Source organism: Streptomyces sp. NPDC028991 (genome assembly GCF_055564775.1).
The window spans coordinates 175,988-200,000 of the sequence record NZ_JBVHVP010000010.1 but is presented as its reverse complement, the minus strand read 5'-3'; the positions used below and the strand labels follow the sequence as shown (position 1 = coordinate 200,000).

The following is a 24,013-nucleotide window of genomic DNA, read 5'->3' as shown; positions in this document are numbered from 1 at the left end:
GCGAAGCGAGCTGCCGTCAGGCGATCACCGCCGGCGCCTCGGGCCGCGAGCGCTCCGGTGCCCAGCAGCGGATGATGTCGCGGACCGAGACGATGCCCGCGGGCTCGCCGCGGTCGAGGACGATGAGATGGCGGAAGCCGCCGTGCGCCATCGCTCCGGCCGCCTCCTCCACAGTCCAGGACGGCGCGGCGAACACGACGTCGGTGGTGGTGTGGGCGTGGGCCCGTTCGGTGTCCGGGTCCTGGCCCAGGCCCACGGAGACGAGGACGTCGCGTTCGGTGAGGATGCCGATGCCGCCGGCGTCGGGGTCGTACACCACGGCCGCGCCGACGTGACGCGCGGCCATCAGGGCGGCGGCCTGGCGGAGGGTGTGGGCGGGGCCGATGGTGAGGACGACCGTGCTCATGGCTTCGCGGACGAGCATGGGTGGAGCCACCTCCTGCCGGTGATCCATGAGTTAGTTCATGGATTCACAAGTTCACAAGTGGGGGGACTCTCAGAGTGGCAGGCAAAGCACGGGTCAACAAGAGGGCGGACGGGGTGGGCGACGAGCGCCAGGAGGGCGCTCAGTAGCGCTGGTTGAGATACCCGAGCAATTCGTCGTGAAGCCGGCCGTTGGACGCCGCCGCGTTGCCGCTATTCGGGCCGGGGCGGCCGTCGAGGCCCGTGAAGGTGCCACCGGCCTCCGTGACGATGATCGCGTTCGCGGCCATGTCCCAGAGGGAGAGCTCCGGTTCGGCGCAGATGTCGACCGACCCCTCGGCGACCATCATGTACGGCCAGAAGTCGCCGTACGCGCGCGTGCGCCACACCTCGCGGGTCAGGTCGAGGAAGCCGTCCAGCCGGCCCTGCTCCTCCCAGCCTTGAAGCGAGGAGTACGCGAAGGAGGCGTCGGAGAGAGCGGAGACCTGGGAGACCCGCAGCCGGGAGGCCGAGGTCAGGCTGCGCCCGGTGAAGGCACCGTGGTCCTTCACCGCCCACCAGCGGCGGCCGAGGGCCGGGGCGGAGGCGAGGCCGACGACGGGCTGGTAGCCGCCCTCGCCCGCCTCCATGAGGGAGATGAGGGTGGCCCAGACCGGAACGCCGCGGACGTAGTTCTTGGTGCCGTCGATCGGGTCGATGATCCAGCGGCGGGGGCCGGTGCCCTCGACGCCGTACTCCTCGCCGAGGACCGCGTCGCGGGGGCGGGCGCGGGCGAGGTGGCCGCGGATGAGTTCCTCGGCGGCCTTGTCCGCCTCGCTCACCGGTGTCATGTCCGGCTTGGTCTCGACTTTCAGATCGAGGGCCTTGAAGCGTTCCATCGTCGCGGCGTCGGCGGCGTCCGCGAGGACGTGGGCGAGGCGGAGGTCGTCGAGGTAGTCGGGCATGCGGTCACGGTATCCGCCGGGGGTGGGGCGGGGCTACCAGGGGTTTGGCGGGGTGGAGCGGAATTCGGGGGCGGGGGTGGGGGCGACGGGCGGGTGGGCGGCCCGGTGTTGGCGGGATGCGGGCCCGTCGATGCCGAACGCGGGCGGGTCTCGCGGCCCGGCGTGGCGAGGTGCCTCCCCACTCTCGGCTCCGCTCGAGCCGGTGGCGTCCCCGCCGCCCACCCGTGCCGCCGCTGGGGGCGCCTCCCAGGCCGTCCGCGCACGGGGAAGCACGGCGGTCCGCGGCTGTCGCGGCATGCGGCGCGAGGGCTCTTGACAGTGCCCCCATACCCGTCAAATCTGGGCACCAAGTCGCTCGGCCCGAGGGAGGCGCTGGTGCCTGCAGCCCGGGAGTCCCTGCTCGATGCCGCCTACACGGCGTTGGCGCGTCGGCCGTGGTCCGCTGTGCGGATGGTGGACGTGGCCGCGGCGGCCGGCGTGTCCCGGCAGACGCTGTACAACGAGTTCGGCAGCAAGGAGGGCCTCGCCCGGGCGCTGGTCCGCAGGGAGGCGGACGGGTATCTGGCCGGCGTGGAGCGTGCGCTTGCCGGTGGCCTGGGCGACCCTCGCGAACGGCTCACCGCCACCGCCGAGTGGACCACGTCCGCCGCCCGCGAGAACGCGCTGGTGCGGGCCATGCTCACCGGCTGCTGGAGCGAGCGGCTGCCCGCCCCGGCCCTGACGGCGGTGCCGTCCCCCTCCGCCGTGCCGGCCCAGCGCCGCGCCGACGGTCCGCTGCCCTCGCCCGGAGATTTCGTCGCCCTCGTACGCGACCGTGCCGTGGCCGCCCTGAACGGTGCCGGCACGCTCCCCCCGCCGAACGCCGCCGAGCTGGCCCGCTCCTGCGAGCTGGCCGTGCGTCTGGCACTGTCCTGTGTCGTGGCGCCGCCCGAGGCCGGCGGGGTGGCCGAGCTCGTACGCACCGCTCTGCCGCGCCGGTTGACGGCCTAGGTGTGCTGTCCGGCGGATCATGATGCGGATGCGGATGCGGATGCGGATGCGGATGCGGATGCGGATGCGGATGCGGACACGGACGCGGGGGCCGGCCCGCCCGTCTGCGGCGTTGTCGCCTATGAGGCGCCGTCGCCTTTCCTGTGACCTGCTCCGCCGGACAGGCCCTGGCGGCGGACGCCTCAGTGCGCCGAGCCGGACAGCTGGAGTCCGATCACGCCGATGATGACGAGGCTGATCGAGACGATCTTCAGGGTCGAGACCAGGTCGCCGAGGAAGACCATGCCGTAGATGGCGGTGCCCGCCGCGCCGATGCCGGTCCACACCGCGTAGGCCGGACCGACGTCGAGCTTCTTCAGGGACATCGTCAGCAGGCCGAAACTGCCCAGCGCGAAGACGCAGAAGGCAACGGTGGGCCAGAGCCGGGTGAAGCCGTGCGACAGCTTCAGGCAGACGGCGAAGCCGGTTTCGAGCACCCCGGCCACTATGACCAGCAGCCACGCCATGTCTTGTCCTCCCGTAGTCCCGTCGTACCGTGACCGCTGCGTCCGGCTTTGCTCGGGCTTGCTTCCGGCTTGGTGCGATTATGCACTTACCGGTACCGCGGCACGGCAAACAACGCGAAGGTCAGTCGCCTTCCGTCCGCTCCCGCGACGACAGCAGCCGGCGCAGCGAGTACAGCCGCGCCGGGTCGGCGTGTCCCTCGGCGACCCACGCGTCCAGCGCGCAGTCGGGCTCGTCGTGACTGCACGCGCGCGGGCAGCCCTCGGCGCCGGGTACCAGGTCGGGGAAGGCGTTGATCACCCGGGACGGGTCGACGTGCGCCAGCCCGAACGACCGTACGCCCGGGGTGTCGACGACCCAGCCGCCCGCCTTCGAGGACAGCGGCAGGGCGAGCGCCGAGGTCGTCGTGTGCCGGCCGCGTCCCGTCACCGCGTTGACGTGGCCCGTCACGCGACGGCGGTCCTGAGGCACCAGCGTGTTGACGAGTGTCGTCTTGCCGACGCCGGAATGGCCGACGAAGGCCGTGATCTTGCCGTCCAGATGTTCCCGCACGAGGCCGGCCGCGGCGCCGTTCTCCAGCTCCTCGCGGCTGGTGACGACGTAGGGGATGTCCAACGCGCCGTACAGCTCCAGGAGTTCGTCCGGCGGTGCGAGGTCCGACTTGGTCATGACGAGCAGCGGAGTGAGGCCGCCGTCGAAGGCCGCGACCAGGCAGCGGTCGATCAGCCGGGGGCGCGGCTCGGGATCGGCGAGGGCGGTGACGATGGCGAGTTGGTCGGCGTTGGCGACGACCACGCGCTCGTAGGGGTCGTCGTCGTCCGCCGTACGGCGCAGGACGGAGGTGCGCTCCTCGATGCGGACGATGCGCGCGAGTGTGTCCTTCTTGCCGGTGAGGTCGCCGACCAGCGCCACCCGGTCACCGACGATCGCCGCCTTGCGGCCCAGTTCGCGGGCCTTCATCGCCAGGACGATCCGGTCCTCGACGAGACAGGTCAGCCGGCCTCGGTCCACGGTGAGGACCAGGCCCTCGGCGGCGTCCTCGTGTTTGGGCCGGGTGTGGGTGCGCGGCCGGTTGCCCTTGCGGTTGGGGCGGGAGCGGATGTCGTCCTCGTCGGTGTGCTTGCCGTAGCGGCGCATGGCGAACCGTCCCTACGCCCCGAGCAACCCGGTCCACAGGTCGGGGAATTCGGGCAGGGTCTTGGCCGTCGTCGCCACGTTCTCGATCTGTACACCCTCCACCGCGAGCCCGATGACCGCGCCGGCGGTGGCCATGCGGTGGTCCTCGTAGGTGTGGAAGATCCCGCCGTGCAGGCGACGCGGGCGGATGTGCAGGCCGTCGGCGGTCTCGGTGACGTCGCCGCCGAGTTCGTTGATCTCCTTGGTGAGCGCGGCCAGGCGGTCCGTCTCGTGCAGGCGCAGGTGCGCCACCCCGCGCAGGGTCGAGGGGGAGTCCGCGAGGGCGGCGACGGCCGCGATGCCCGGAGTCAGCTCGCCGACCTCGCCGAGGTCGACGTCGATGCCGTGCACGGCACCCGATCCGGTGAAGACGAGACCGTAGTCCGTCAGTTCACACGAACCGCCCATCTCGGTGAAGATCTCGCGGAGCCGGTCACCGGGCTGGGTGGTGCGGGACGGCCAGTCGGGGACGACGACCTTGCCGCCGGTCACGAGCGCCGCCGCAAGGAACGGCTGGGCGTTGGACAGGTCCGGCTCGATCGTCAGATCGCGTCCGAGCAGCGCGCCCGGCGTGACCCGCCAGACGTTCGGTTCGCCGCCGGACTCGGGGGTGTCCACCTGGGCGCCGACCGAGCGCAGCATGTCGACGGTCATGCGGATGTGCGGCATGGACGGCAGCGCCGAGCCGGTGTGGCGGACCTCGACGCCCTGGTTGAAGCGCGGTCCGGACAGCAGCAGTGCGCTGACGAACTGCGAGGACGACGACGCGTCGATCTCGACCGGGCCGCCCTCCAGGGCGCCGCCGCCGTGCACGGTCATCGGCAGTGCGCCGCGCCCGTCGTCGTCGACGCGGGCGCCCAGGACACGGAGGGCGTCGATCACGCCGTGCAGCGGACGCTCGTACGAGCGGGGGTCGCCGTCGAAGCGGATGGCACCGTCGGCGAGCGTGGCGACCGGCGGCAGGAAGCGCATGACCGTGCCGGCGTTGCCGACGTCGACCGTGGCCGGGCCGCGCAGGCCGGCCGGGATGACGCGCCAGAACTCGCCGGTGCCGTCCGGGCCGACTCCCTCCTCGATCTCGACGCCCATCGCGCGCAGGGCGCCGGCCATCAGCAGGGTGTCGCGGGAGCGCAGCGGGCGGCGCAGCCAGCCGGGCTCGGAGGCGAGGGCGGCCAGCACCAGGGCGCGGTTGGTGACCGACTTGGACCCGGGCACGTGGACGGTCGCGTCGACGGCTCCGCTCGCGTGCGGGGCGGGCCAGAGGGCGGTGTGCGCGGGTTTCACGGTCATGGGCCCCACTTTAATGGCTCAGGACGGCTGGAGATCTTGATCAAAAGCGGCGAAACCTGACCGAAAGTGGGACAGCGCGATTCGGCTGTGCAATTGCCGCGCATATATGCGAGAGCGTGCGGACCGGAGACGCCCGGTTCACACCCCCAACAGCCAGCGCCCTCCGCCGATCAGCGAGCACAGCGACACCGCGTGGAACAGGAAGAACCACACCCCCGCCGGTGCGTGGGTCAGCCGCGCCAACTGGTCCGCGTCCGAGTCCCCGGCGCCGCCCCGAGCCCGCTTGGCCTGGAGTTCGAAGGCCGGTCGCACTCCGCCGAGCAGCAGGAACCACACCACCGCGTAGGCGAACGCCGCCTGCACCTGCGGGCCGGCCAGCCAGGACACCAGGACGAACGTGGCGCCGGTGAGCACCACCGTCAGCATCCCGTACGCGTTGCGCACCATCACGAGCAGGGCGACGAGCAGCGCCGTCGCCAGCCACAGCAGCAGGGTGATGCGCCCCGCGGACAGCAGCGCGGCGCCCCCGAGGCCGAGCAGCGGGGGAGCGGTGTAGCCGGAGACCGCGGTCAGGATCATCCCCAGCCCGTGCGGCTTTCCGCGGCTGACGGTCAGGCCGCTGGTGTCCGAGTGGAGGGTGATACCGGTGAGCGTGCGTCCGGTGACCAGCGCCACGAGCCCGTGGCCGCCTTCGTGGGCGATGGTGATCGCGTTGCGTGCTATCCGCCACAGCCCGGGCGGCACGACGACGGCGACCGCGGCGGCCAGCGTCGCGATCACCACCCACAGGTCGGGATCGGGCTGGGTGCCGGAGACCTCGTCCCAGAGGGAGGTGAGCGAGGCCGTTGCGAGGTGGTCCATGTTCGGTGAGGGCTCCTCGTCAGTGCTGTCGGGAGGGGGGCGCGCAGCGCCTCGTCGAGAGGTGGTGGTCGGGAGGCGGGTGGGCCTGGCAGTGTGGCACGTATGTGCGGACGGTATGCGGCGAGTCGTCGACCCGAGGACCTCGCGGGAATCTTCGAGATCGAGAAGTGGGAGCCGGAGGAGACACTGGAGCCCGACTACAACGTGGCCCCCACCAAGGAGGTCTACGCGGTCCTGGACCGCCCCCTGAAAGACGTCGAGGACCCGAAGCCGGTTCGCCAGCTGCGCAAGCTCAAGTGGGGGCTCGTCCCCTCCTGGTCCAAGACCCCCGAGGGCGGCGCCCGGATGATCAACGCGCGCGCGGAGACCGTCCACGAGAAGCCGTCCTACCGTCGCGCCTTCGCCACCCGGCGCTGCATCCTTCCCGCCGACGGCTACTACGAGTGGGTCACCGGCAAGCAGGAGCGCGACCTGGAGGTCGAGGGGCGCGGGAAGCGGCCGCGCAAGCAGCCCTACTTCGTGACCCCCGCCGACGGATCCGTGTTCGCCATGGCCGGCCTGTACGAGTTCTGGCGGGACAAGACGCTGCCGGACGACCATCCGCGGTCCTGGTGGGTGACGTGCTCGGTGATCACCACGGAGGCGGAGACCGCGCCGCTCGCCGTCGCCCCGGCCGACGGGCCGCACGCCCTGGCCGACATCCATCCGCGGATGCCGCTGATGCTGACGCCGGACCGCTGGGACGACTGGCTCGACCCCGCGCGCACCGACCCGGACGAGCTGACCTCGCTGCTGGCGCCCCCGCCCGCCGGACTGATGCGGGCGTTCCCCGTCTCCACGGCCGTGAGCAGCGTCCGCAACAACGGCCCGGAGCTGCTGAAGGAGCTGGAGGCGCCGGAAGAGGGCACACTCTTCTGATGTGACGGATGCGACAAAGGATGTGACAGAGGTCGTCGAGACCGACGCGGGCACCGCTCGCGTCACCTGGCACCCGGCGAGGAGGCCCCGCCTCGTGCTCGCCGTGAGCCACGGCGCGGGCGGCGGCATCGAGGCGCGTGACCTGCGGGCGCTGGCGACCGCACTGCCCGCCCACGGCGTCAGCGTCGCCCTCGTCGAGCAGCCCTGGCGGGTGGCCGGCAAGAAGCTGGCCCCCGCGCCGAAGACCCTGGACGCCGGCTGGCGGGGCATCTGGCCCGCGCTCGCCGCGCCGGGGCTGCCGGTGATCTCGGGCGGCCGGAGCGCCGGCGCCCGCGTCGCCTGCCGTACCGCCGCCGAACTGGGCGCCCACGCCGTCCTCGCCCTGAGCTTCCCGCTGCACCCACCGGGCAAGCCGGAGAAGTCCCGCGCCGGCGAACTGCTCGGGGCCGGCGTGCCCACCCTCGTCGTCCAGGGCGGCAACGACCCGTTCGGCAGGCCGGAGGAGTTTCCCGGGGCCGCCGAGGGGACGTACGAGCTGATCGAGGTGCCGTACGGCGATCACGGCTTCGCCGTGCCCAAGCGGGCGGAGATCACACAGGGACGGGCCCTGGAACTGATCACCGAGGGTGTCGCGAAGTGGGTCGGCTCACTCGGGTGAACGCCCGGGAATGACCGGCGTGCGCCCACTGTTGTGGCGGACATACGTTGCTGAGAGTCAGCACCGACGCCGTAGGAGAGGAAGTCCGCCGCATGGGTTCAGCCTTCTGCCCCAGTCGTGGCCGCGCCGACTTGGACTGGACGGTGCTGCACGCGGCGAAGACCGCCCCTGTTCGGGCGGCGGGCGGACCGAATCGGCAAGCATCCCCGACCGCAGGTCGTCTATCCTCCGATTCGAGCGGGGCCGCACTCGGCTCCGTGACATCACTGGAGGAGGTGGGTCCGGTCACTGGGACCGACGCAGGGACCGAACACGGCCAGGCGGAGCAGCCCGAGGGCCGGGGGACGGGCGTGGAAACGACCGCGGAGCGCAGTGCGCGCTTCGAGCGGGACGCGCTCGAGTTCCTCGACCAGATGTACTCGGCCGCGCTGCGCATGACGCGTAATCCGGCCGACGCCGAGGACCTGGTGCAGGAGACCTACGCCAAGGCGTACGCGTCGTTCCACCAGTTCCGCGAGGGCACCAACCTCAAGGCGTGGCTGTACCGCATCCTCACCAACACCTTCATCAACTCGTACCGCAAGAAGCAGCGCGAACCCCAGCGCAGCGCGGCCGAGGAGATCGAGGACTGGCAGCTCGCGCGCGCCGAGTCGCACATGTCGACGGGTCTGCGCTCCGCGGAGTCGCAGGCGCTCGACCACCTGCCCGACTCGGACGTGAAGCGGGCGCTCCAGGCGATCCCCGAGGAGTTCCGCATCGCCGTCTATCTGGCGGACGTCGAGGGCTTTGCCTACAAGGAGATCGCCGACATCATGGGGACACCCATCGGTACGGTGATGTCCCGGCTGCACCGTGGACGCCGTCAGCTGCGCGGCATGCTGGAGGACTACGCCCGTGACCGCGGTCTGGTCCCGGCCGGCGTCGGAGAGTCGAACGAAGCGAAAGGCTCGGCGTCATGAGCTGCGGAGAGCCGCACGAGACGGATTGCAGCGAAATCCTCGATCATCTCTACGAGTTCCTCGACAAGGAGATGCCGGACTCGGACTGCGTGAAGTTCGAGCACCACTTCGAGGAGTGCTCGCCCTGCCTGGAGAAGTACGGGCTGGAGCAGGCCGTGAAGAAGCTGGTCAAGCGGTGCTGCGGACACGACGACGTGCCGGGTGACCTGCGTTCCAAGGTCATGGGCCGGATCGACCTGATCCGCTCCGGTCAGTCCGTGCCCGAGCACGACGTCACGGCCGCGCCGCCGGCCCCGCAGGAGTCCTGACATCACCCGTACGTGCTAATCCACGGGTTATCTGCCCGCGTTCCCCCCGCCGCCGCCCTAGGCTCCGGAGCCTGACAGGCGTGGCCGGGGGAGGGGCTCATGGACGCGGTACCGGCGCGGGCGCACGCGTACGTCGCCGGAGTCGTCCTCCTCGCCCTGCTCTGCCTGCGCCCGCTGTCCCGGTTACCCACGCCCTGGTGGGCCGTGCTGCTCCTCGCCGGGCTGTACGCGGGCTCCGAACTGGTCGCCCGGTCCCGTCTCGTCGGGACCTGCTATCCCGTGCTGCTCGCCGGGGCCTTCCTCTTGCCGCCGCCCGCCGCCGCGCTCGTGGCGCTGCCCGGGGCTCTGCTGTCCCCGGTGGCGCAGCGGCCCTTCGTCCTGCGGCGCCTCTGGCGGGCCGCGCAGCTCACCCTCGCCGTGTGGGCCGCCGCCCGGGTCCACTGGGAGTTCGGCGGGCGTGACGCGGTCGTCGCCCCCGACTTCCCGTACGCGCTCGTACCGGCCGGGGCCGCGGTACTGGCGTTCTGCCTGGTACTGACCCTGCTGGACGGCGGCATCCTGGCGCTCGCCGACCGCGTGCCGGTGGGGCGGGCGTGGCGGGGGCTGCTCTCCCGGTCGCTCGCGCCGATCGCGGTGCACGGGCTCGCCGGGCTGATGATGGCCGTCCTGTGGCGCAGCCCGTACGGTCCCGTCGCCGCGCTGCTCGTGCTGCTGCCGATGTGCGTGGCGTGGTGGGCGTTCGCCCAGTACCACCGCGAGCGGGCCGCGCACCAGGCGACCATCCGCGCGCTGGTCCAGGCCGTCGACATCAAGGACGGCTACACGCGCGGGCACAGCGAGCGGGTCGGCCAGGCATCGATGATGATCGCCCGCGAGCTGGGCATGGACGACGAGCGCGTCGAGACGCTCCGCTTCGCCGGCATCCTGCACGACGTCGGCAAGCTCGGGGTGCCCACCCGGCTGCTGCGCAAGGACGGGCCGCTGACGCCCGAGGAGCGCCGGGTGATCGAACTGCATCCCGAGTACGGGCACGAGATGGTGCGCGGCATCCGCTTCCTGGGCGAGGCCCGGGCCGCCGTCCTCCACCACCACGAACGACTCGACGGCAGCGGCTACCCCTACGGGCTGGTCGGCGACCGGATCCCGGAATCGGCCCGGGTGGTGGCCGTCGCCGACGCCTTCGACGCGATGACGTCCACCCGCTCCTACCGCAGGGCCCGTCCCGTCGCGGCGGCGGTGGAGGAGCTCCAGCGGTGTGCCGGGGCGCAGTTCGACCCACGGATGGTCCACGCACTGGTCCGGTCCCTGGGGCGCCATGGCTGGTGCCCGGCGGTGACGGCGGACGGCACACCGGCCCTGCCCGCCGGTACGGTCCCGGGCCGGGTCGAGGACGCGCGGGACAGCGTCGGAGAGGGGGCGTCATGACGCCCCACCAGCCTCGGCCCGACCCACCGCCGCAGCCTCGGTCCGAGTCGTCCCCTCAGTCTCGGTTCGAGCCGTCCCCTCAGTCTCGGTTCGAGTCGTCACCCCAGTCTCCGTCCGAGCCACCCCACCAGCCTCGGTCCGGGGCCGGGCCCCGGCCTCGGTCCGGGGGCGAGCCCCAGCCGCAGCCCCGGTCCGAGCCGCGACGCAGGCCCGGCTCCGGGCCCGGAGCTCCGTCCCCGACCGCGCCGGAGTCCTGGCCGCCGCCCCAGCCGGGGACGCCGTCGGCCACCCGGTCTCCGGTGGTCCTCTTCCTGGTCCCCGTCTGCGCCGGGCTCCTCGCACTCCTCTGTCTCGCCTCCGTGCTGTGGTCGGGGCCGGCCGAGCGGCCCGTCGCGCTCGCCTTCGGTGTCCTCGTCGCCCTCGGTGAGCTCACGCGGCGGTCCGGGGCCGAGGCCCGGGAGGCCGCGCCGCTCGGGGCCGCCGGGGCGCTGGCGTACGCGCTGCTCGGAGATGTCGCCGGGCAGCCCACGCACCACGGCGTCGCCCAGACCGTCACCGTCGTGCTCGCCGCCTCGCTGCTCGGCAGCGTGCCCCACGTCGCGCGCGGCGGCGGGCCGGTGCTGGACCATCTGGCGCGGCGCGTGCTCACCGTGGCCTTCGCCGCCGTGTGCTTCCAGCCGTTGTTCAACCAGGGCGTCTTCCGTGACTGGGGCGGCCCCGCCTACGCGCTGCTGCTGACGGCGCTGCTCGCCCTGACCGCGCTGTGCGACGCCGTGCTCGCCGCCGCGCCCGCGCACGCGCGCACCGGGTGGCCCTTCGGCCCACTGCTGCGCGAGGAACTGCGCGGCATGGTCGGAATCACGTCCGCGGTGTGCGCGACGGGGGCGGTGATGGCGCTCGCGGTGGGCGTCGCGGGACTGTGGGCGCTCCCCGTCTTCTGCGTGCCGCTGCTGCTCACCCAGCTGTCCTACCGGCGGTACGCGGCCGTCCGGGCCACCTACCGGCAGACCATCGCCTCGCTGGCCCGCGCCACCGAGATCGCCGGGTACACCCCGGCCGGGCACGCCCGCCGCGTCGCGGAACTCAGCGGCGCCGTCGGGCGGGACCTGGGGCTGTCCGGGGCCGAGCTGACCGTGCTGGAGTACGCGGCCCTCATGCACGACATCGGGCAGCTGAGCCTGGTCGACCCCGTACCGGCCGGGGCCACCGCCGGTCTGCCGGCCGCGGAACAGCGGCGGATCGCGCTGCTCGGCGGGGCCGTCGTCCGCCAGACCGGGGTCGACGCGGCCGTCGCGGTGGTGGTGGAGCGGCAGGCCGACCCCTGCCGGGAGCAGCCGGTCGCCGCCCGGATCGTACGGGCCGTGAACGCCTACGAGGAGAAGGCGCGGGACGCCGGACCCGGCGGCGGCCTCACGGCGCTGGAGGAGCTGCGCCTGGCCACCGCGGGCGACTACGCTCCCGAAGTGGTGGAAGCCCTGGCCCGGGTGCTTTCACGCGGCAGCCTTACCTCGCCCGCGGCTGGGTAACCCATGGGTAATGAGCGCCCCTCCAGCCGTACGTGGTTGGATGCGAAGGAGAAGGTGTCCGGGGGCGCGGGAAGGCACAGCCAGCCCACAGAACGGAACTGGCAGGCGGGAATCGTGAGGATCTTCGGCAAGGGACGGCACCGGCCCTCCGCCTCCTGGCGGCAGGCCACCGACCGCGCGTTCACGCTGATCGGCGACGGTCGCTACGAGGACGCGGGCGCGCTGCTGACGCGCGCCGCCGACCTGGAACCCTGGCTGTCGGAGTCGTGGTTCAATCTCGCCCTGCTGCACAAGTTCCGGCACGACTGGGAGCAGGCCAGGGCGGCGGGCCTCAGGGCGGTCGCGCTGCTCGACCGGGACATCGGTGCCCCCGACTGGTGGAACGTCGGCATCGCCGCGACCGCCCTTCAGGACTGGCCGCTGGCCCGCCGGGCCTGGCAGGCCTACGGGCTGCGCACCCCCGGGGACGCGACGGACGCCGGTGAGCCGCTCGGCATGGACCTCGGCAGCGCGGCCGTACGGCTGTCCCCGGAGGGGGAGGCCGAGGTCGTGTGGGGACGGCGGCTGGACCCCGCCCGCATCGAGGTGCTGTCCATCCCGCTGCCGTCCTCCGGCCGCCGCTGGGGCGAGGTCGTCCTGCACGACGGGGTGCCGCACGGGGAACGCACCACCACCGCCGGGCACGCCTATCCCGTCTTCGACGAGATCGAGCTGTGGGCGCCGTCGCCCGTGCCCACCTGGGTGGTCCTCCTGGAGGCCGCCACCGAGTCCGACCGGGACGCCCTGGAGCAGCTCGCGGCCGACGCCGGGTTCGCCGCCGAGGACTGGTCGTCGTCGGTCCGGCTGCTGTGCCGGATGTGCTCGGAGTCACGGATGCCGTCCGACGAGGGCGAGGGCGAGCACCTCGACCCCCACGACCACAGCGAACCGGGACACCCGGGGCCGCTCGGCCACCGCACCGACGGGCAGCTGTGGGTGCCGGAGCGCGAGTGCGGGGTGGCCGCGCCGGCCGCGCTGGTGAAGGGGTTGCTGGACGGGTGGGTCGCCGACAGTCCCGATTCCCGGGACTGGCGGGACCTGGAAGAGGTCTGCTGAGCGGCCCCGTAGTCTTTACCAGGGCCTCCGCGGCAGCGGTCGCCAGCGGTTCACCCCCTAGTCGCATCACCCCTTAGTTGTTCGAGGAAGGCATACGTCGGTCATGGCCCAGCAGGACACCGATCAGCAGCACGCGGGCGTGCTCCCCGTGGACGACGAGGGGTTCGTCGTCGACACCGAGGACGGCGAGGAGCGCGAGGCGGCCTGGCGTGAGCGCGGCACCTCGCGTCCGATCACGGTGGTCGGCAACCCGGTGCTGCACAAGGAGTGCGAGGACGTCACCGACTTCGGCGAGGAGTTCCAGCAGCTGGTCGCCGACATGTTCGCCAGCCAGCGCACCGCCGAGGGCGTGGGCCTCGCCGCCAACCAGATCGGCGTCGGCAAGAAGGTCTTCGTCTACGACTGCCCCGACGACGAGGGCGTCCGCCACGTCGGTGTGGTCTGCAACCCGGTCCTCGTCGAACTGCCCGCCGACCGGCGCAGCCTGGACGACAGCAACGAGGGCTGCCTGTCCGTGCCGACCGCGTACGCGCCGCTCGCCCGCCCCGACTACGCCGAGGTGACCGGGCAGGACGAGAAGGGCAACCCGATCCGGGTGCGGGGCACCGGCTACTTCGCACGGTGCTTGCAGCATGAGACGGACCACTTGTACGGGTACCTGTACATCGACCGGCTCTCCAAGCGTGAACGCAAGGAGGCACTGCGGCAGATGGCCGAGAACGAGCCGCGCTACCCCGTGGTCGCGAACGACTGACACCGCATCACCGGCCACACGGCTACCTTGCGCACGGCGCCCGTTCGGGGCTCACTCCGAGCGGGCGCCGTTCGTGTGCCGAAAGCTGCCACACACCAGGAGAATTCCGGCACTGTGGGGTAGTGAATGAAGCAAATCCGTTCCCAGAACGGTCAGTTGTGGTGCTGAATGGGAAGCGCGGGGATACGCAGCGGCGCACGCCCCGCTCAGCGAGAGGGGTGCGCCACCGGCGGCTGAGAGGGGTTTGTTCGTGCATGCTTTCTCACACGGCACCACAGCGACACCGACCGCGATCGCAGTACCGCCATCGCTCCGCCTTCCGGTGATCGAGGCGGCATTTCCCCGGCAACTGCACCCGTATTGGCCGAAGCTCCAGGAGAAGACCCGCACCTGGCTGCTCGAAAAACGGCTCATGCCGGCGGACAAGGTCGAGGAATATGCCGACGGCCTGTGCTACACGGACCTCATGGCGGGGTACTACCTGGGCTCCTCCGACGAGGTCATGCAGGCGATAGCGGACTACAGCGCGTGGTTCTTCGTCTGGGACGACCGGCACGACCGGGACATCGTCCACGGCCGTCCGGGCGCCTGGCGGCGACTGCGGGACCGGCTGCACGCGGCACTCGACTCACCGCAGGACCACCTGCACCACGAGGACACGCTGGTCGCGGGGTTCGCGGACAGTGTGCGGCGGCTCTACGCCTTCCTGCCGCCGCCGGCGACGTGGAACGCCCGGTTCGCCCGGCACTTCCACGCGGTGATCGAGGCGTACGACAGGGAATTCCACAACCGCACCCGCGGAATCGTGCCCGGCGTCGAGGAGTACCTCGAACTGCGCCGGCTCACCTTCGCGCACTGGATCTGGACCGACCTGCTGGAGCCGAGCGCGGGGTGCGAACTGCCGGACACCGTTCGGAAGCACCCGGCGTATCGCCGGGCGGCACTGCTCAGCCAGGAATTCGCCGCCTGGTACAACGACCTCTGCTCACTGCCCAAGGAAATAGCGGGCGACGAGGTCCACAACCTCGGAATAAGCCTCATCACCCATCACGGGCTGACCCTGGAGGAAGCCATCGGAGAAGTCCGGCGGCGCGTCGAGGAATGCATTATCGAATTCCTCGCCGTGGAACGGGACGCGTTACGGTTCGCCGACGAGCTCGACGACGGGACCGTACGCGGAAAGGAACTGAGTGGCGCCGTACGGGCCAACGTCGGCAATATGCGGAACTGGTTCAGTTCCGTCTACTGGTTCCACCACGAGTCCGGCCGTTACATGGTCGACAGCTGGGACGACCGGTCCACGCCCCCGTACGTCAACAACGAAGCGGCAGGTGAGAAATGACCGTCGAGTCCGCCAACCCCGAAGTCAGGACCGAAGCGGCACAAGCGCTGCGCGAGCCGCCCGTCGCGGGCGGCGGTGTCCCGCTCCTCGGCCACGGCTGGAGGCTGGCCCGCGATCCGCTCGCCTTCATGTCCCAGCTGCGCGACCACGGCGACATCGTGCGCATCAAGCTCGGTCCGAAGACCGTCTACGCGGTCACCACCCCGGAGCTCACCGGTGCCCTGGCGCTGAGTCCCGAATACCACATAGCGGGTCCGCTGTGGGAGTCGCTGGAGGGCCTGCTCGGCAAGGAGGGCGTGGCGACGGCCAACGGTCCGCTCCACCGACGGCAGCGACGCACCATCCAGCCGGCGTTCAAGCTCGACGCCATCCCCGCCTACGGGCCGATCATGGAGGAGGAGGCGCACGCGCTCACCGAGCGCTGGCAGCCCGGGCGGACCGTCGACGCCACCTCGGAGTCCTTCCGCGTCGCCGTGCGCGTCGCGGCCCGCTGCCTGCTGCGCGGCCAGTACATGGACGAGCGGGCCGAGCGGCTGTGTGTCGCGCTCGCCACCGTCTTCCGGGGCATGTACCGGCGCATGGTGGTCCCGCTCGGACCGCTCTACCGGCTGCCGCTGCCGGCCAACCGCGAATTCAACAACGCGCTGGCCGATTTGCACCTCCTGGTGGACGAGATCATCGCCGAGCGACGCACATCCGGTCAAAAGCCGGACGATTTGCTGACAGCATTGCTGGAGGCAAAGGACGACAACGGTGACCCCATCGGGGAACAGGAGATCCACGACCAGGTCGTCGCCATACTCACCCCAGGCAGTGAAACCATCGCCTCCACGATCATGTGGTTGCTGCAGGCACTTGCCGAACACCCGGAACATGCCGACCGCATACGCGACGAAGTCGAAGCGGTCACCGGCGGCCGTCCCGTGGCATTCCAGGACGTCCGCAAGCTCACGCACACCGGCAATGTCATCGTGGAGGCCATGCGTTTGCGTCCCGCCGTATGGGTATTGACGCGGCGCGCGGTGGTCGAGACCGAACTCGGTGGCTATCGCATTCCGGCCGGGTCGGACATCATCTACAGTCCGTTCGCAATCCAACGCGATCCGAAGTCGTACGGGGACAACCTGAAGTTCGACCCGGACCGTTGGCTTCCGGACCGTGCGGCGGACGTGCCGAAGTACGCCATGAAGCCGTTCAGTGTGGGCAATCGCAAGTGCCCCAGTGATCATTTCTCCATGGCGCAGCTCACGCTGATCACGGCGGCGCTCGCCACCAAGTACCGGTTCGAGCAGGTGGCGGGTTCGAACGACGCGGTCCGCGTGGGCATCACGCTCCGTCCGCACGACCTGCTGGTCAGGCCCGTCACGCGGTGAGCGGCGCGGTGCCGGGGCTCAGGCGGCGGCCTCCGGGCCCCGGAAGGTGCGCCGGTAGGCGTGCGGAGTGGTGCCCAGGGCCCTGGCGAACTGGTGCCTCAGGGCCGCCGCCGTACCGAAGCCGGTGCGCCACGCGATCGCGTCCATCGTCTCGTCCGTCGCCTCCAGCAGACGCTGGGCCAGCAGTACGCGCTGGCGCAGGATCCAGCGGTAGGGAGTCGTACCCGTCTCCTGCTGGAAGCGGCGGGCGAAGGTGCGCGGGGACATGTGCGCCCGCGCAGCGAGCTGCTCGACGGTGACCTCCTCGTCGAGGTGCTGTTCCATCCAGGCCAGCACCTCGCCGACGGTGTCGCAGGAGGAGCGCGGCAGCGGCCGTTCGATGTACTGCGCCTGACCGCCGTCCCGGTGCGGCGGTACGACCATGCGCCGGGCGATCCTGTTGGCGACGTCCGTGCCCTGTTCCTTGCGGACGATGTGCAGACAGGCGTCGATGCCGGCGGCCGTGCCGGCGCTGGTGAACACCGGATCCTCGTCGACGTAGAGCACGTCGGGCGAGACGGCCACCCGGGGGTACTGCCGGGCCAGCTCGGCCGCATGGTGCCAGTGCACCGCGCACCGCCGCCCGTCCAGCAGCCCGGCGGCCGCCAGCACGAACACCCCGGAGCACACGCTGAGCACGCGCGCGCCCCGGTCCACCGCCCGCCGCAGGGCCTCCAGCAGCTCGGGCGGGTACTCCCGGCGGACGTAGTCGCTCCCCGCCGGCACGGTGATCAGGTCGGCCTCCTCCAGCCGGTCGAGCCCGTACGGCGTGGAGACGGAGAGCCCGCCGACATGGGTGCTCAGCTCCGGGCCCTCGGCGGAGACCACCGCGAAGTCGTACCCCGGCAGTCCCTCGTCGCTCCGGTCGATGCCGAAGACCTCGCAGACCACGCCGAGTTCGAAGGGATGCGCGCCGTCCAGCAGGACGGCGGCCACGTTCTGCAGCATGCCCGCCATTGTGCCTGGGAAGTGGCAGGAAATCGAGGCCCTACGGCAGTCCTGCCACTCCCGGTAAGGAGTCTGGGGCGCGACAGTGGTGACATGACCGGAAACCAGATAGAAGCCCTGATCGGAATGCTCGTGACCTTCGGACTCCTGTTCCTCATGGTCCTCCCGTCGGTGATCGGCATCGTGCGCGACCGGCGCATCGACCGTCAGCTCAGGGAGGCCCAGGAGGGGGCGGGGACGGGCAAGGAGACTCGGCAGGCTCCGAGGACTCAGAAGTCCTCGGACAGGTCGACGGTGCCCTCCACCGCCACCTGGTACGCCGAGGGGCGCCGCTCGAAGAAGTTGGTCAGCTCCTGAACGCCCTGGAGCTCCATGAAGGAGAAGGGGTTCTCGGAGCCGTACACCGGGGCGAAGCCGAGACGCGTCAGGCGCTGATCGGCCACGCACTCCAGGTACTGCCGCATCGAGTCGGTGTTCATGCCCGGGAGGCCGTCACCGCACAGGTCGCGCGCGAACTGCAGCTCGGCCTCGACGGCCTCCCTCAGCATGCCGGTGACCTCCTGCTGGAGGGCGTCGTCGAACAGCTCCGGCTCCTCCTTGCGCACGGTGTCGACGACGTCGAAGGCGAAGGACATGTGCATCGTCTCGTCCCGGAACACCCAGTTGGTGCCGGTGGCCAGGCCGTGCAGCAGACCCCGGCTCCGGAACCAGTAGACGTAGGCGAAGGCGCCGTAGAAGAACAGGCCCTCGATGCACGCGGCGAAGCAGATGAGATTGAGCAGGAAGCGGCGGCGGTCGGCCTTGGTCTCCAGGCGGTCGATCGACTCCACCGAGTCCATCCACTTGAAGCAGAACTCCGCCTTCTCGCGGATGGACGGGATGCTCTCCACGGCCGCGAAGGCGGCGGCGCGGTCCTCCGGGTCGGGCAGGTAGGTGTCCAGCAGCGTCAGATAGAACTGGACGTGGACGGCCTCCTCGAAGAGCTGGCGGGACAGGTACAGCCGGGCCTCGGGCGAGTTGATGTGCTTGTAGAGGGTCAGCACCAGGTTGTTCGCGACGATCGAGTCGCCGGTGGCGAAGAAGGCCACCAGCCGGCCGATCAGGTGCTGCTCCATGGGGCTGAGCTTCGCCAGGTCGGCGACGTCCGAGTGGAGGTCGACCTCCTCCACGTGCCAGGTGTTCTTGATGGCGTCCCGGTAGCGCTCGTAGAAGTCGGGGTAGCGCATGGGGCGGAGGGTCAGCTCGAAGCCAGGGTCGAGCAGGTTCTTGGTGTTCTCGGTCATTACTGGCAGGCCTCGCAGGACTCGGGGTTTTCCAGGGAGCAGGCGACCGCATCGGGGTCCGGGGTGGCCTGCGCGGGGACGGTGGCCCGGGCTGCCGCGCGGGCGATACGGGTCGCCGGGCGCGAGCGCAGGTAGTACGTGGTCTTCAGGCCCCGCTTCCAGGCGTACGCGTACATCGAGGAGAGTTTCCCGATGGTCGGCGTCTCCAGGAAGAGGTTCAGGGACTGGGCCTGGTCGAGGTACGGGGTGCGGGCGGCGGCCATGTCGATCAGGCCGCGCTGCGGGATCTCCCAGGCGGTGCGGTACAGCGCGCGGACGTCCTCGGGGATCCAGGAGAACCCCTGTACCGAGCCGCCCGCCTCGCGCAGCGCCTCGCGGGTACGGGCGTCCCACACGCCGAGCCGCTTGAGGTCCTTCACCAGGTACGAGTTGACCTGGAGGAACTCACCGGACAGCGTCTCGCGCTTGAACAGGTTGGAGACCTGCGGCTCGATGCACTCGTAGGCGCCCGCGATGGAGGCGATGGTGGCGGTCGGCGCGATGGCCAGGAGCAGGGAGTTGCGCAGCCCGGTCGTGGCCATGCGCTCGCGAAGCGCCGCCCAGCGCTCCGGCCAGGCGGGCTCGACACCGTAGTGGTCGGGGTGCAGCACACCCCGGGCCGTACGGGTCTTCTCCCAGGCCGGCAGCGGGCCGTTCCGTTCCGCGAGGTGGGCGGAGGTCTCGTACGCGGCGAGCATGATCCGCTCGGCGATGCGGGTGGAGAGGGCCTTGGCCTCCGGCGAGTCGAAGGGCAGACGCAGCTGGAAGAAGACGTCCTGGAGGCCCATCGCGCCGAGGCCGACCGGGCGCCAGCGGGCGTTGGAGCGGCCCGCCTGCTCGGTCGGGTAGAAGTTGATGTCGACGACCCGGTCCAGGAAGGTGACGGCCGTGCGGACGGTGTCGTCCAGACGCTCCCAGTCGATGTCCTGGGAGGCCGGGTCCACGAAGGCGCTCAGGTTCACCGAGCCCAGGTTGCAGACCGCCGTCTCCCCGTCGTCGGTGACCTCCAGGATCTCGGTGCAGAGGTTGGAGGAGTGGACGACGTGACCGGGCTCCGCCGTCTGGTTGGCGGTGCGGTTGGCGGTGTCCTTGAAGGTCATCCAGCCGTTGCCGGTCTGCGCGAGGGTGCGCATCATGCGGCCGTACAGCTCACGGGCGGGCAGGGTCTTGCGGGCGAGGCCGGCCTCCTCCGCCTCGCGGTAGGCCGCGTCGAACTCCGCGCCCCACAGGTCGGTCAGCTCGGGCACGTCCACGGGCGAGAACAGCGACCACTGCCCGTCGGCGTCCACCCGGCGCATGAACTCGTCGGGGATCCAGTGCGCCAGGTTGAGATTGTGCGTGCGGCGGGCGTCCTCACCGGTGTTGTCCCGCAGCTCCAGGAACTCCTCGATGTCCGCGTGCCAGGTCTCCAGGTAGACCGCCGCCGCGCCCTTGCGCCGGCCGCCCTGGTTCACGGCGGCGACCGAGGCGTCCAGCGTCTTCAGGAACGGGACGATGCCGTTGGAGTGCCCGTTGGTGCCGCGGATCAGCGAACCCCGGGCGCGGACGCGGGAGTAGGCGATGCCGATGCCGCCCGCGTGCTTGGAGAGGCGGGCGACCTGGTGGAGGCGGTCGTAGAGGGAGTCCAGCTCGTCCCTGGGCGAGTCCAGGAGGTAGCAGGACGACATCTGGGCGTGCCGGGTGCCGGAGTTGAACAGGGTGGGGGAGGAGGGGAGGTAGTCGAGGCGGCTCATCAGCCCGTAGAGCGCGGCCACCTCGTCGACCGAACGCGTGGTGTCGTCCTCGGCGAGGCCGGCGGCCACCCGCAGCATGAAGTGCTGGGGCGTCTCGACGACCTTGCGGGTGATCGGGTGCCGGAGCAGGTAGCGGCTGTACAGGGTGCGCAGCCCGAAGTAGCCGAAGCGGTCGTCGGCGGCCGGGTTGACCAGCGCGTCCAGCCGGTCCGCGTGCAGCCGGGCGAACTCGGCGGTGCGGTCGGCGATCAGGCCCTCGCGGTGGCCGGTGGCGACCGACTCGGTGAAGGAGGTGACGCCCTGCGAGGCGGCCTCGGCGCGGATGGCGATGGTCAGCAGCCGGGCGGCCAGCCTGGAGTAGACCGGGTCCTCCGAGATGAGCCCGGCCGCCGCCTCCGTGGCGAGCTCCCGCAGCTCCGACCCGTCCGCACGGGCGGACCGGCCGCGCAGCGCGGCGGCGGCGACCCGGCCCGGGTCGGCGTCGGGGAGATCGGCGGTCAGCTCGGTCAGGGTCCGCAGCAACGCGGCACCGGGCCCGTCGGGCTCCTCGGCGGACACCGGGGCCGCTGAACTCGTCACCGGGGCCGCTGAAACCGGGTCGGCTGGCGCGATGGTCACGTGGGGCACTCCCTCGCTCGGCACGGGGCCTGGGGGAGGGCGGGGCAGCTCACGAGCGCACGCGGCGTCGCGTCCACCGGCCCACTCCACGAGGCCCGGACGTCAGGCACCCGGACCGGGACGGTACGGGCGCACTGTCGGCAGGTCCTCGGACTGAAGCCAGTGCGCGCTCACGCAGATACGACGGACACGCGAACACGCACAAGTACACCGTTGCGGGACAGTTCCGGATTCGCACCGGATTCCCCTGCGGCGACAGCGAGCATGAGCATACATCTTGTGCCGTGCTCGGTGAGCACCCCCACATGTTGTGTCGCGGTGGGCTCCTGAAGGGGCCGCGCTGGTTTCAGAGCGTCAGCTCATAGGTGAGCAGGGTGATGTCGTCGAGCTCCGGCAGCGGGTTCCAGTCGCGGCCGGGGGTGCGGACGAAGCCCAGCCGTTCGTAGAGGCGGTGGGCGGTGCGCATGGTGCGCTGGGTCGACAGCACGACGCGCGCACAGCCCTCGACGGCCCGGGCACGGTCGACGCAGGTCCGTACGAGGGCCTCGCCCACCCCGCGTCCGCGTGCCTCGCGGGCGACGGCGAGCATCCGTATCTCGGCCTCGCCGGGCCGGGCGATGTCGGCCATGGGGCCACCGGACGGCACGAAGGTCACGCCGCCGAGCACCCGGCCGTCCGCCGCGGCGACCAGCACCTCGGCGCCCGCCGCACGCTTGGCCACGTTCCTCAGCTCGCCGAGGTACGCGTCGCTCTCCCCGAAGTCGAGGAGGCCGTCCCGCAGATAGGCCTGCGCGGTGATCTCACCGAGGGCGTCGTACTCGTCCGTTGCCGCCTGCCGGATCACGAAGTCCATGCGGCCGAGTGTGCCCGACGGGTACGACAACGGGCCGCCGGATTTCTCCGACGGCCCGCCGCTTGCCAGGGGTCAGTGCGAGGTGCCCGCCGTGGCCGGCGGCAGCTCCACCTCGACGCCCGGGTCGCCCGCGTCCGCCGTGTAGTCGCCCGGCTTCGTCTCGTCGACGCCGTCGGGGGCCTTGACCGCCCGCATGACGAAGGTCAGGACCACGGTGACCAGGATGTTCAGCACGAAGGCGGTGAGGCCGATGTAGCCGATCTCGCCGATGCCCGGGATCTCCTTCGAGGAGCCGCCGAAGTGCTTCTGCGTCGGCGAGGCGACACCGTACGCGGCGACCGTGCCGTAGATCATGCCGACCGCCCAGCCGCCGAGCAGCGCCCAGCGGTGGAACCAGCGGGTGAACAGGCCGCCGACCAGGGCCGGGAAGGTCTGCAGGATCCAGATGCCGCCGAGCAGCTGGAAGTTGATCGCGACCGTCTTGTCCATGCCGAGGACGAAGACCAGCGCGCCCACCTTCACCATCAGGGACACCAGCTTGGAGACCTTGGTCTCCTGGGCCGGGGTGGCGTCCGGCCTGATGAAGTCCTTGTAGATGTTGCGGGTGAAGAGGTTCGCGGCCGCGATCGACATGATCGCCGCCGGGACCAGGGCGCCGATGCCGATCGCCGCGAACGCCACGCCGGCGAACCAGTCCGGGAACATGTTCTCGAACAGCTGCGGGATCGCCAGCTGCCCGTTCTCCACGTTGACCCCGGCCGCGATCGCCATGAAGCCCAGCAGCGCGAGCAGGCCGAGCATCAGCGAGTACAGCGGCAGGATGGTGGTGTTGCGGCGGATCACGTTCCGGCTGCGCGAGGACAGCGTCGCGGTGATCGAGTGCGGGTACATGAAGAGCGCGAGCGCCGAGCCGAGCGCCAGGGTGGCGTACGTCCACTGGCCGCCGTGGTCGGGCACCAGCCCGCCCTTGCCGGACTCGGTGAACTTGTCGCTCGCCGAGGCGAAGATGTCGTCGAAGCCGCCCAGCTTGATCGGGATGTAGATGATCGCCACCGCGATCACGATGTAGATCAGCGTGTCCTTCACGAACGCGATCAGCGCGGGCGCGCGCAGCCCCGACGAGTAGGTGTACGCGGCCAGCACACCGAAGGCGATGAGCAGGGGCAGGTCCTTGATGAACCAGTTGGTGTCCTTGCCGCCGCCGACTCCCATGACGTCCAGCACGGCCTGGATGCCGACCAGCTGGAGTGCGATGTAGGGCATCGTCGCCAGGATGCCGGTGACGGCGACCGCCAGCGACAGTCCCTTCGAGCCGAAGCGGCCGCGCACGAAGTCCGAGGTCGTCACGTACCCGTGCTTGTGGGAGACCGACCACAGCCGCGGCAGGAAGGTGAAGATCAGCGGGTAGACCAGAATGGTGTACGGCACCGCGAAGAAGCCGGCCGCGCCCGCCGCGTAGATCGCGGCGGGGACGGCCACGAAGGTGTACGCCGTGTACAGGTCGCCGCCCAGCAGGAACCAGGTGACCCAGGTGCCGAACGAGCGGCCGCCGAGGCCCCACTCGTCGAGGCTCTGGTCGTTCGCGGCCCGGCGCCAGCGGGCGGCCAGGAAGCCCATCGCGGTGACGAGGACGAAGAAGAAGATGAAGACGGCGAGTGCGACGCCGTTCACGCCGTCGTTCACTTGGCCCCGCCTTCCCGGCGGGCGCGCTGGTCACGCTGCCACAGCTTGTACGCGATCACCGTGAGCGCGGTGGAGATGAGCACCCACGCCATCTGGTACCAGTAGAAGAACGGTATGCCGATGAAGGCCGGGTCTGTCTTCGCGTACGAACCGACCCACAGCATGGCGACGAACGGTGCTGCCAGGCAGAGGCCGATGACGACGCGCACCGGCGTCACCACCGGCCCTCTGCTCACTTCTGGGGCTTGTGACATGCGGTGGCTCCGTCCCC

23 protein-coding genes and 1 riboswitch are annotated in these 24,013 nt (G+C 71.1%); of the genes, 11 read left to right on the top strand and 12 right to left on the bottom strand.

Annotated features, from left to right (window positions below; translation table 11 throughout):
• Positions 1-16: 16 nt before the first annotated feature.
• Both ACZ4V1_RS21475 and hisN read right to left on the bottom strand, forming a co-directional pair.
• On the bottom strand, positions 17-424 hold the full coding sequence (locus ACZ4V1_RS21475) for a CBS domain-containing protein (RefSeq protein WP_468338444.1): 408 nt from the start codon (positions 422-424) through the stop codon (positions 17-19).
• Between the two features lie 142 nt (positions 425-566).
• Positions 567-1,367, bottom strand: coding sequence for a histidinol-phosphatase (gene hisN / locus ACZ4V1_RS21470; RefSeq protein WP_468338441.1), 801 nt, complete (start codon positions 1,365-1,367; stop codon positions 567-569).
• Positions 1,368-1,742: 375 nt separating this feature from the next.
• Between hisN and ACZ4V1_RS21465 the strand changes: the two genes are divergently transcribed.
• Complete coding sequence (locus tag ACZ4V1_RS21465) at positions 1,743-2,357, top strand: TetR/AcrR family transcriptional regulator (RefSeq protein WP_468338438.1); 615 nt, start codon at positions 1,743-1,745, stop codon at positions 2,355-2,357.
• Between the two features lie 182 nt (positions 2,358-2,539).
• Here the strand turns inward: ACZ4V1_RS21465 and ACZ4V1_RS21460 are convergent, their stop codons facing one another.
• The 4 genes from ACZ4V1_RS21460 to ACZ4V1_RS21445 all read right to left on the bottom strand — a co-directional run bounded on the left by ACZ4V1_RS21460 (position 2,540) and on the right by ACZ4V1_RS21445 (position 6,188).
• The gene (locus tag ACZ4V1_RS21460; RefSeq protein ID WP_055417941.1) at positions 2,540-2,863 is read right to left on the bottom strand and encodes a DMT family transporter; all 324 of its coding nucleotides are present in this window, start codon (positions 2,861-2,863) and stop codon (positions 2,540-2,542) included.
• 121 nt (positions 2,864-2,984) lie between these two features.
• Positions 2,985-3,998 carry a ribosome small subunit-dependent GTPase A gene (gene rsgA / locus ACZ4V1_RS21455; RefSeq protein ID WP_468338434.1) on the bottom strand — a complete coding sequence of 338 codons (1,014 nt, stop codon included), beginning with the start codon at positions 3,996-3,998 and terminating at the stop codon, positions 2,985-2,987.
• A 12-nt stretch (positions 3,999-4,010) separates the two neighbouring features.
• Positions 4,011-5,327, bottom strand: a complete 1,317-nt coding sequence (aroA, locus tag ACZ4V1_RS21450) for a 3-phosphoshikimate 1-carboxyvinyltransferase (protein ID WP_468338431.1) — start codon at positions 5,325-5,327, stop codon at positions 4,011-4,013.
• Positions 5,328-5,465: 138 nt separating this feature from the next.
• Complete coding sequence (locus ACZ4V1_RS21445; protein ID WP_468338428.1) at positions 5,466-6,188, bottom strand: M50 family metallopeptidase; 723 nt, start codon at positions 6,186-6,188, stop codon at positions 5,466-5,468.
• Positions 6,189-6,290: 102 nt separating this feature from the next.
• Between ACZ4V1_RS21445 and ACZ4V1_RS21440 the strand changes: the two genes are divergently transcribed.
• The 10 genes from ACZ4V1_RS21440 (at position 6,291) to ACZ4V1_RS21395 (ending at position 16,546) form a co-directional block, all read left to right on the top strand.
• The gene (locus ACZ4V1_RS21440) at positions 6,291-7,106 is read left to right on the top strand and encodes an SOS response-associated peptidase (protein WP_468338425.1); all 816 of its coding nucleotides are present in this window, start codon (positions 6,291-6,293) and stop codon (positions 7,104-7,106) included.
• Between the two features lie 22 nt (positions 7,107-7,128).
• Positions 7,129-7,764: an alpha/beta hydrolase family protein gene (locus tag ACZ4V1_RS21435; RefSeq protein WP_468338422.1), complete on the top strand. Its 636-nt coding sequence runs from the start codon at positions 7,129-7,131 to the stop codon at positions 7,762-7,764.
• 275 nt (positions 7,765-8,039) lie between these two features.
• Positions 8,040-8,723 (top strand): RNA polymerase sigma factor SigR, encoded by a 684-nt coding sequence (sigR, locus tag ACZ4V1_RS21430; protein WP_468338545.1) that lies wholly within the window; start codon positions 8,040-8,042, stop codon positions 8,721-8,723.
• A complete protein-coding gene (gene rsrA, locus ACZ4V1_RS21425) occupies positions 8,720-9,031 on the top strand; it encodes a mycothiol system anti-sigma-R factor (protein WP_468338419.1) in 312 nt (103 codons plus the stop codon). Before sigR ends, rsrA begins: the two co-directional genes overlap by 4 nt.
• Positions 9,032-9,130: 99 nt before the next feature.
• On the top strand, positions 9,131-10,456 hold the full coding sequence (locus tag ACZ4V1_RS21420) for an HD-GYP domain-containing protein (protein WP_468338416.1): 1,326 nt from the start codon (positions 9,131-9,133) through the stop codon (positions 10,454-10,456).
• Positions 10,457-10,755: 299 nt separating this feature from the next.
• Entirely contained in the window at positions 10,756-11,982 is a 1,227-nt protein-coding gene (locus tag ACZ4V1_RS21415) for an HD-GYP domain-containing protein (RefSeq protein ID WP_468338413.1), read from the top strand.
• Between the two features lie 114 nt (positions 11,983-12,096).
• Positions 12,097-13,077: a tetratricopeptide repeat protein gene (locus ACZ4V1_RS21410; RefSeq protein WP_055417933.1), complete on the top strand. Its 981-nt coding sequence runs from the start codon at positions 12,097-12,099 to the stop codon at positions 13,075-13,077.
• 103 nt (positions 13,078-13,180) lie between these two features.
• Positions 13,181-13,831, top strand: a complete 651-nt coding sequence (gene def / locus ACZ4V1_RS21405) for a peptide deformylase (RefSeq protein ID WP_468338409.1) — start codon at positions 13,181-13,183, stop codon at positions 13,829-13,831.
• 250 nt (positions 13,832-14,081) lie between these two features.
• Positions 14,082-15,173, top strand: a complete 1,092-nt coding sequence (cyc1, locus tag ACZ4V1_RS21400) for an epi-isozizaene synthase (RefSeq protein ID WP_468338407.1) — start codon at positions 14,082-14,084, stop codon at positions 15,171-15,173.
• Positions 15,170-16,546 carry a bifunctional albaflavenone monooxygenase/terpene synthase gene (locus ACZ4V1_RS21395; protein WP_468338404.1) on the top strand — a complete coding sequence of 459 codons (1,377 nt, stop codon included), beginning with the start codon at positions 15,170-15,172 and terminating at the stop codon, positions 16,544-16,546. Before cyc1 ends, ACZ4V1_RS21395 begins: the two co-directional genes overlap by 4 nt.
• 18 nt (positions 16,547-16,564) lie before the next feature.
• Here the strand turns inward: ACZ4V1_RS21395 and ACZ4V1_RS21390 are convergent, their stop codons facing one another.
• The 6 genes from ACZ4V1_RS21390 to ACZ4V1_RS21365 form a co-directional block, all read right to left on the bottom strand.
• The gene (locus tag ACZ4V1_RS21390) at positions 16,565-17,533 is read right to left on the bottom strand and encodes a GlxA family transcriptional regulator (RefSeq protein ID WP_468338401.1); all 969 of its coding nucleotides are present in this window, start codon (positions 17,531-17,533) and stop codon (positions 16,565-16,567) included.
• Between the two features lie 269 nt (positions 17,534-17,802).
• Complete coding sequence (locus ACZ4V1_RS21385; RefSeq protein ID WP_468338398.1) at positions 17,803-18,816, bottom strand: ribonucleotide-diphosphate reductase subunit beta; 1,014 nt, start codon at positions 18,814-18,816, stop codon at positions 17,803-17,805.
• A complete protein-coding gene (locus tag ACZ4V1_RS21380; protein ID WP_468338395.1) occupies positions 18,816-21,206 on the bottom strand; it encodes a ribonucleoside-diphosphate reductase subunit alpha in 2,391 nt (796 codons plus the stop codon). The genes ACZ4V1_RS21385 and ACZ4V1_RS21380 overlap by 1 nt, the downstream gene beginning before the upstream one ends.
• A 122-nt stretch (positions 21,207-21,328) precedes the next feature.
• Positions 21,329-21,478, bottom strand: a riboswitch (cobalamin riboswitch).
• Between the two features lie 74 nt (positions 21,479-21,552).
• Positions 21,553-22,059 carry a GNAT family N-acetyltransferase gene (locus ACZ4V1_RS21375; protein ID WP_468338392.1) on the bottom strand — a complete coding sequence of 169 codons (507 nt, stop codon included), beginning with the start codon at positions 22,057-22,059 and terminating at the stop codon, positions 21,553-21,555.
• A 72-nt stretch (positions 22,060-22,131) separates the two neighbouring features.
• On the bottom strand, positions 22,132-23,742 hold the full coding sequence (gene mctP / locus ACZ4V1_RS21370; RefSeq protein ID WP_468338389.1) for a monocarboxylate uptake permease MctP: 1,611 nt from the start codon (positions 23,740-23,742) through the stop codon (positions 22,132-22,134).
• Positions 23,739-23,996: a DUF3311 domain-containing protein gene (locus ACZ4V1_RS21365; protein ID WP_468338386.1), complete on the bottom strand. Its 258-nt coding sequence runs from the start codon at positions 23,994-23,996 to the stop codon at positions 23,739-23,741. The genes mctP and ACZ4V1_RS21365 overlap by 4 nt, the downstream gene beginning before the upstream one ends.
• Between the last annotated feature and the right edge of the window lie 17 nt (positions 23,997-24,013).

Coding starts and splice junctions, on each gene's coding strand:
- ACZ4V1_RS21475 (WP_468338444.1), bottom strand. CDS start 424: ATGCTCGTCCGCGAAGCCATGAGCACGGTCGTCCTCACCATCGGCCCC.
- hisN (WP_468338441.1), bottom strand. CDS start 1,367: ATGCCCGACTACCTCGACGACCTCCGCCTCGCCCACGTCCTCGCGGAC.
- ACZ4V1_RS21460 (WP_055417941.1), bottom strand. CDS start 2,863: ATGGCGTGGCTGCTGGTCATAGTGGCCGGGGTGCTCGAAACCGGCTTC.
- rsgA (WP_468338434.1), bottom strand. CDS start 3,998: ATGCGCCGCTACGGCAAGCACACCGACGAGGACGACATCCGCTCCCGC.
- aroA (WP_468338431.1), bottom strand. CDS start 5,327: ATGACCGTGAAACCCGCGCACACCGCCCTCTGGCCCGCCCCGCACGCG.
- ACZ4V1_RS21445 (WP_468338428.1), bottom strand. CDS start 6,188: ATGGACCACCTCGCAACGGCCTCGCTCACCTCCCTCTGGGACGAGGTC.
- ACZ4V1_RS21440 (WP_468338425.1), top strand. CDS start 6,291: ATGTGCGGACGGTATGCGGCGAGTCGTCGACCCGAGGACCTCGCGGGA.
- rsrA (WP_468338419.1), top strand. CDS start 8,720: ATGAGCTGCGGAGAGCCGCACGAGACGGATTGCAGCGAAATCCTCGAT.
- ACZ4V1_RS21420 (WP_468338416.1), top strand. CDS start 9,131: ATGGACGCGGTACCGGCGCGGGCGCACGCGTACGTCGCCGGAGTCGTC.
- def (WP_468338409.1), top strand. CDS start 13,181: ATGGCCCAGCAGGACACCGATCAGCAGCACGCGGGCGTGCTCCCCGTG.
- ACZ4V1_RS21395 (WP_468338404.1), top strand. CDS start 15,170: ATGACCGTCGAGTCCGCCAACCCCGAAGTCAGGACCGAAGCGGCACAA.
- ACZ4V1_RS21390 (WP_468338401.1), bottom strand. CDS start 17,533: ATGCTGCAGAACGTGGCCGCCGTCCTGCTGGACGGCGCGCATCCCTTC.
- ACZ4V1_RS21385 (WP_468338398.1), bottom strand. CDS start 18,816: ATGACCGAGAACACCAAGAACCTGCTCGACCCTGGCTTCGAGCTGACC.
- ACZ4V1_RS21375 (WP_468338392.1), bottom strand. CDS start 22,059: ATGGACTTCGTGATCCGGCAGGCGGCAACGGACGAGTACGACGCCCTC.
- ACZ4V1_RS21365 (WP_468338386.1), bottom strand. CDS start 23,996: ATGTCACAAGCCCCAGAAGTGAGCAGAGGGCCGGTGGTGACGCCGGTG.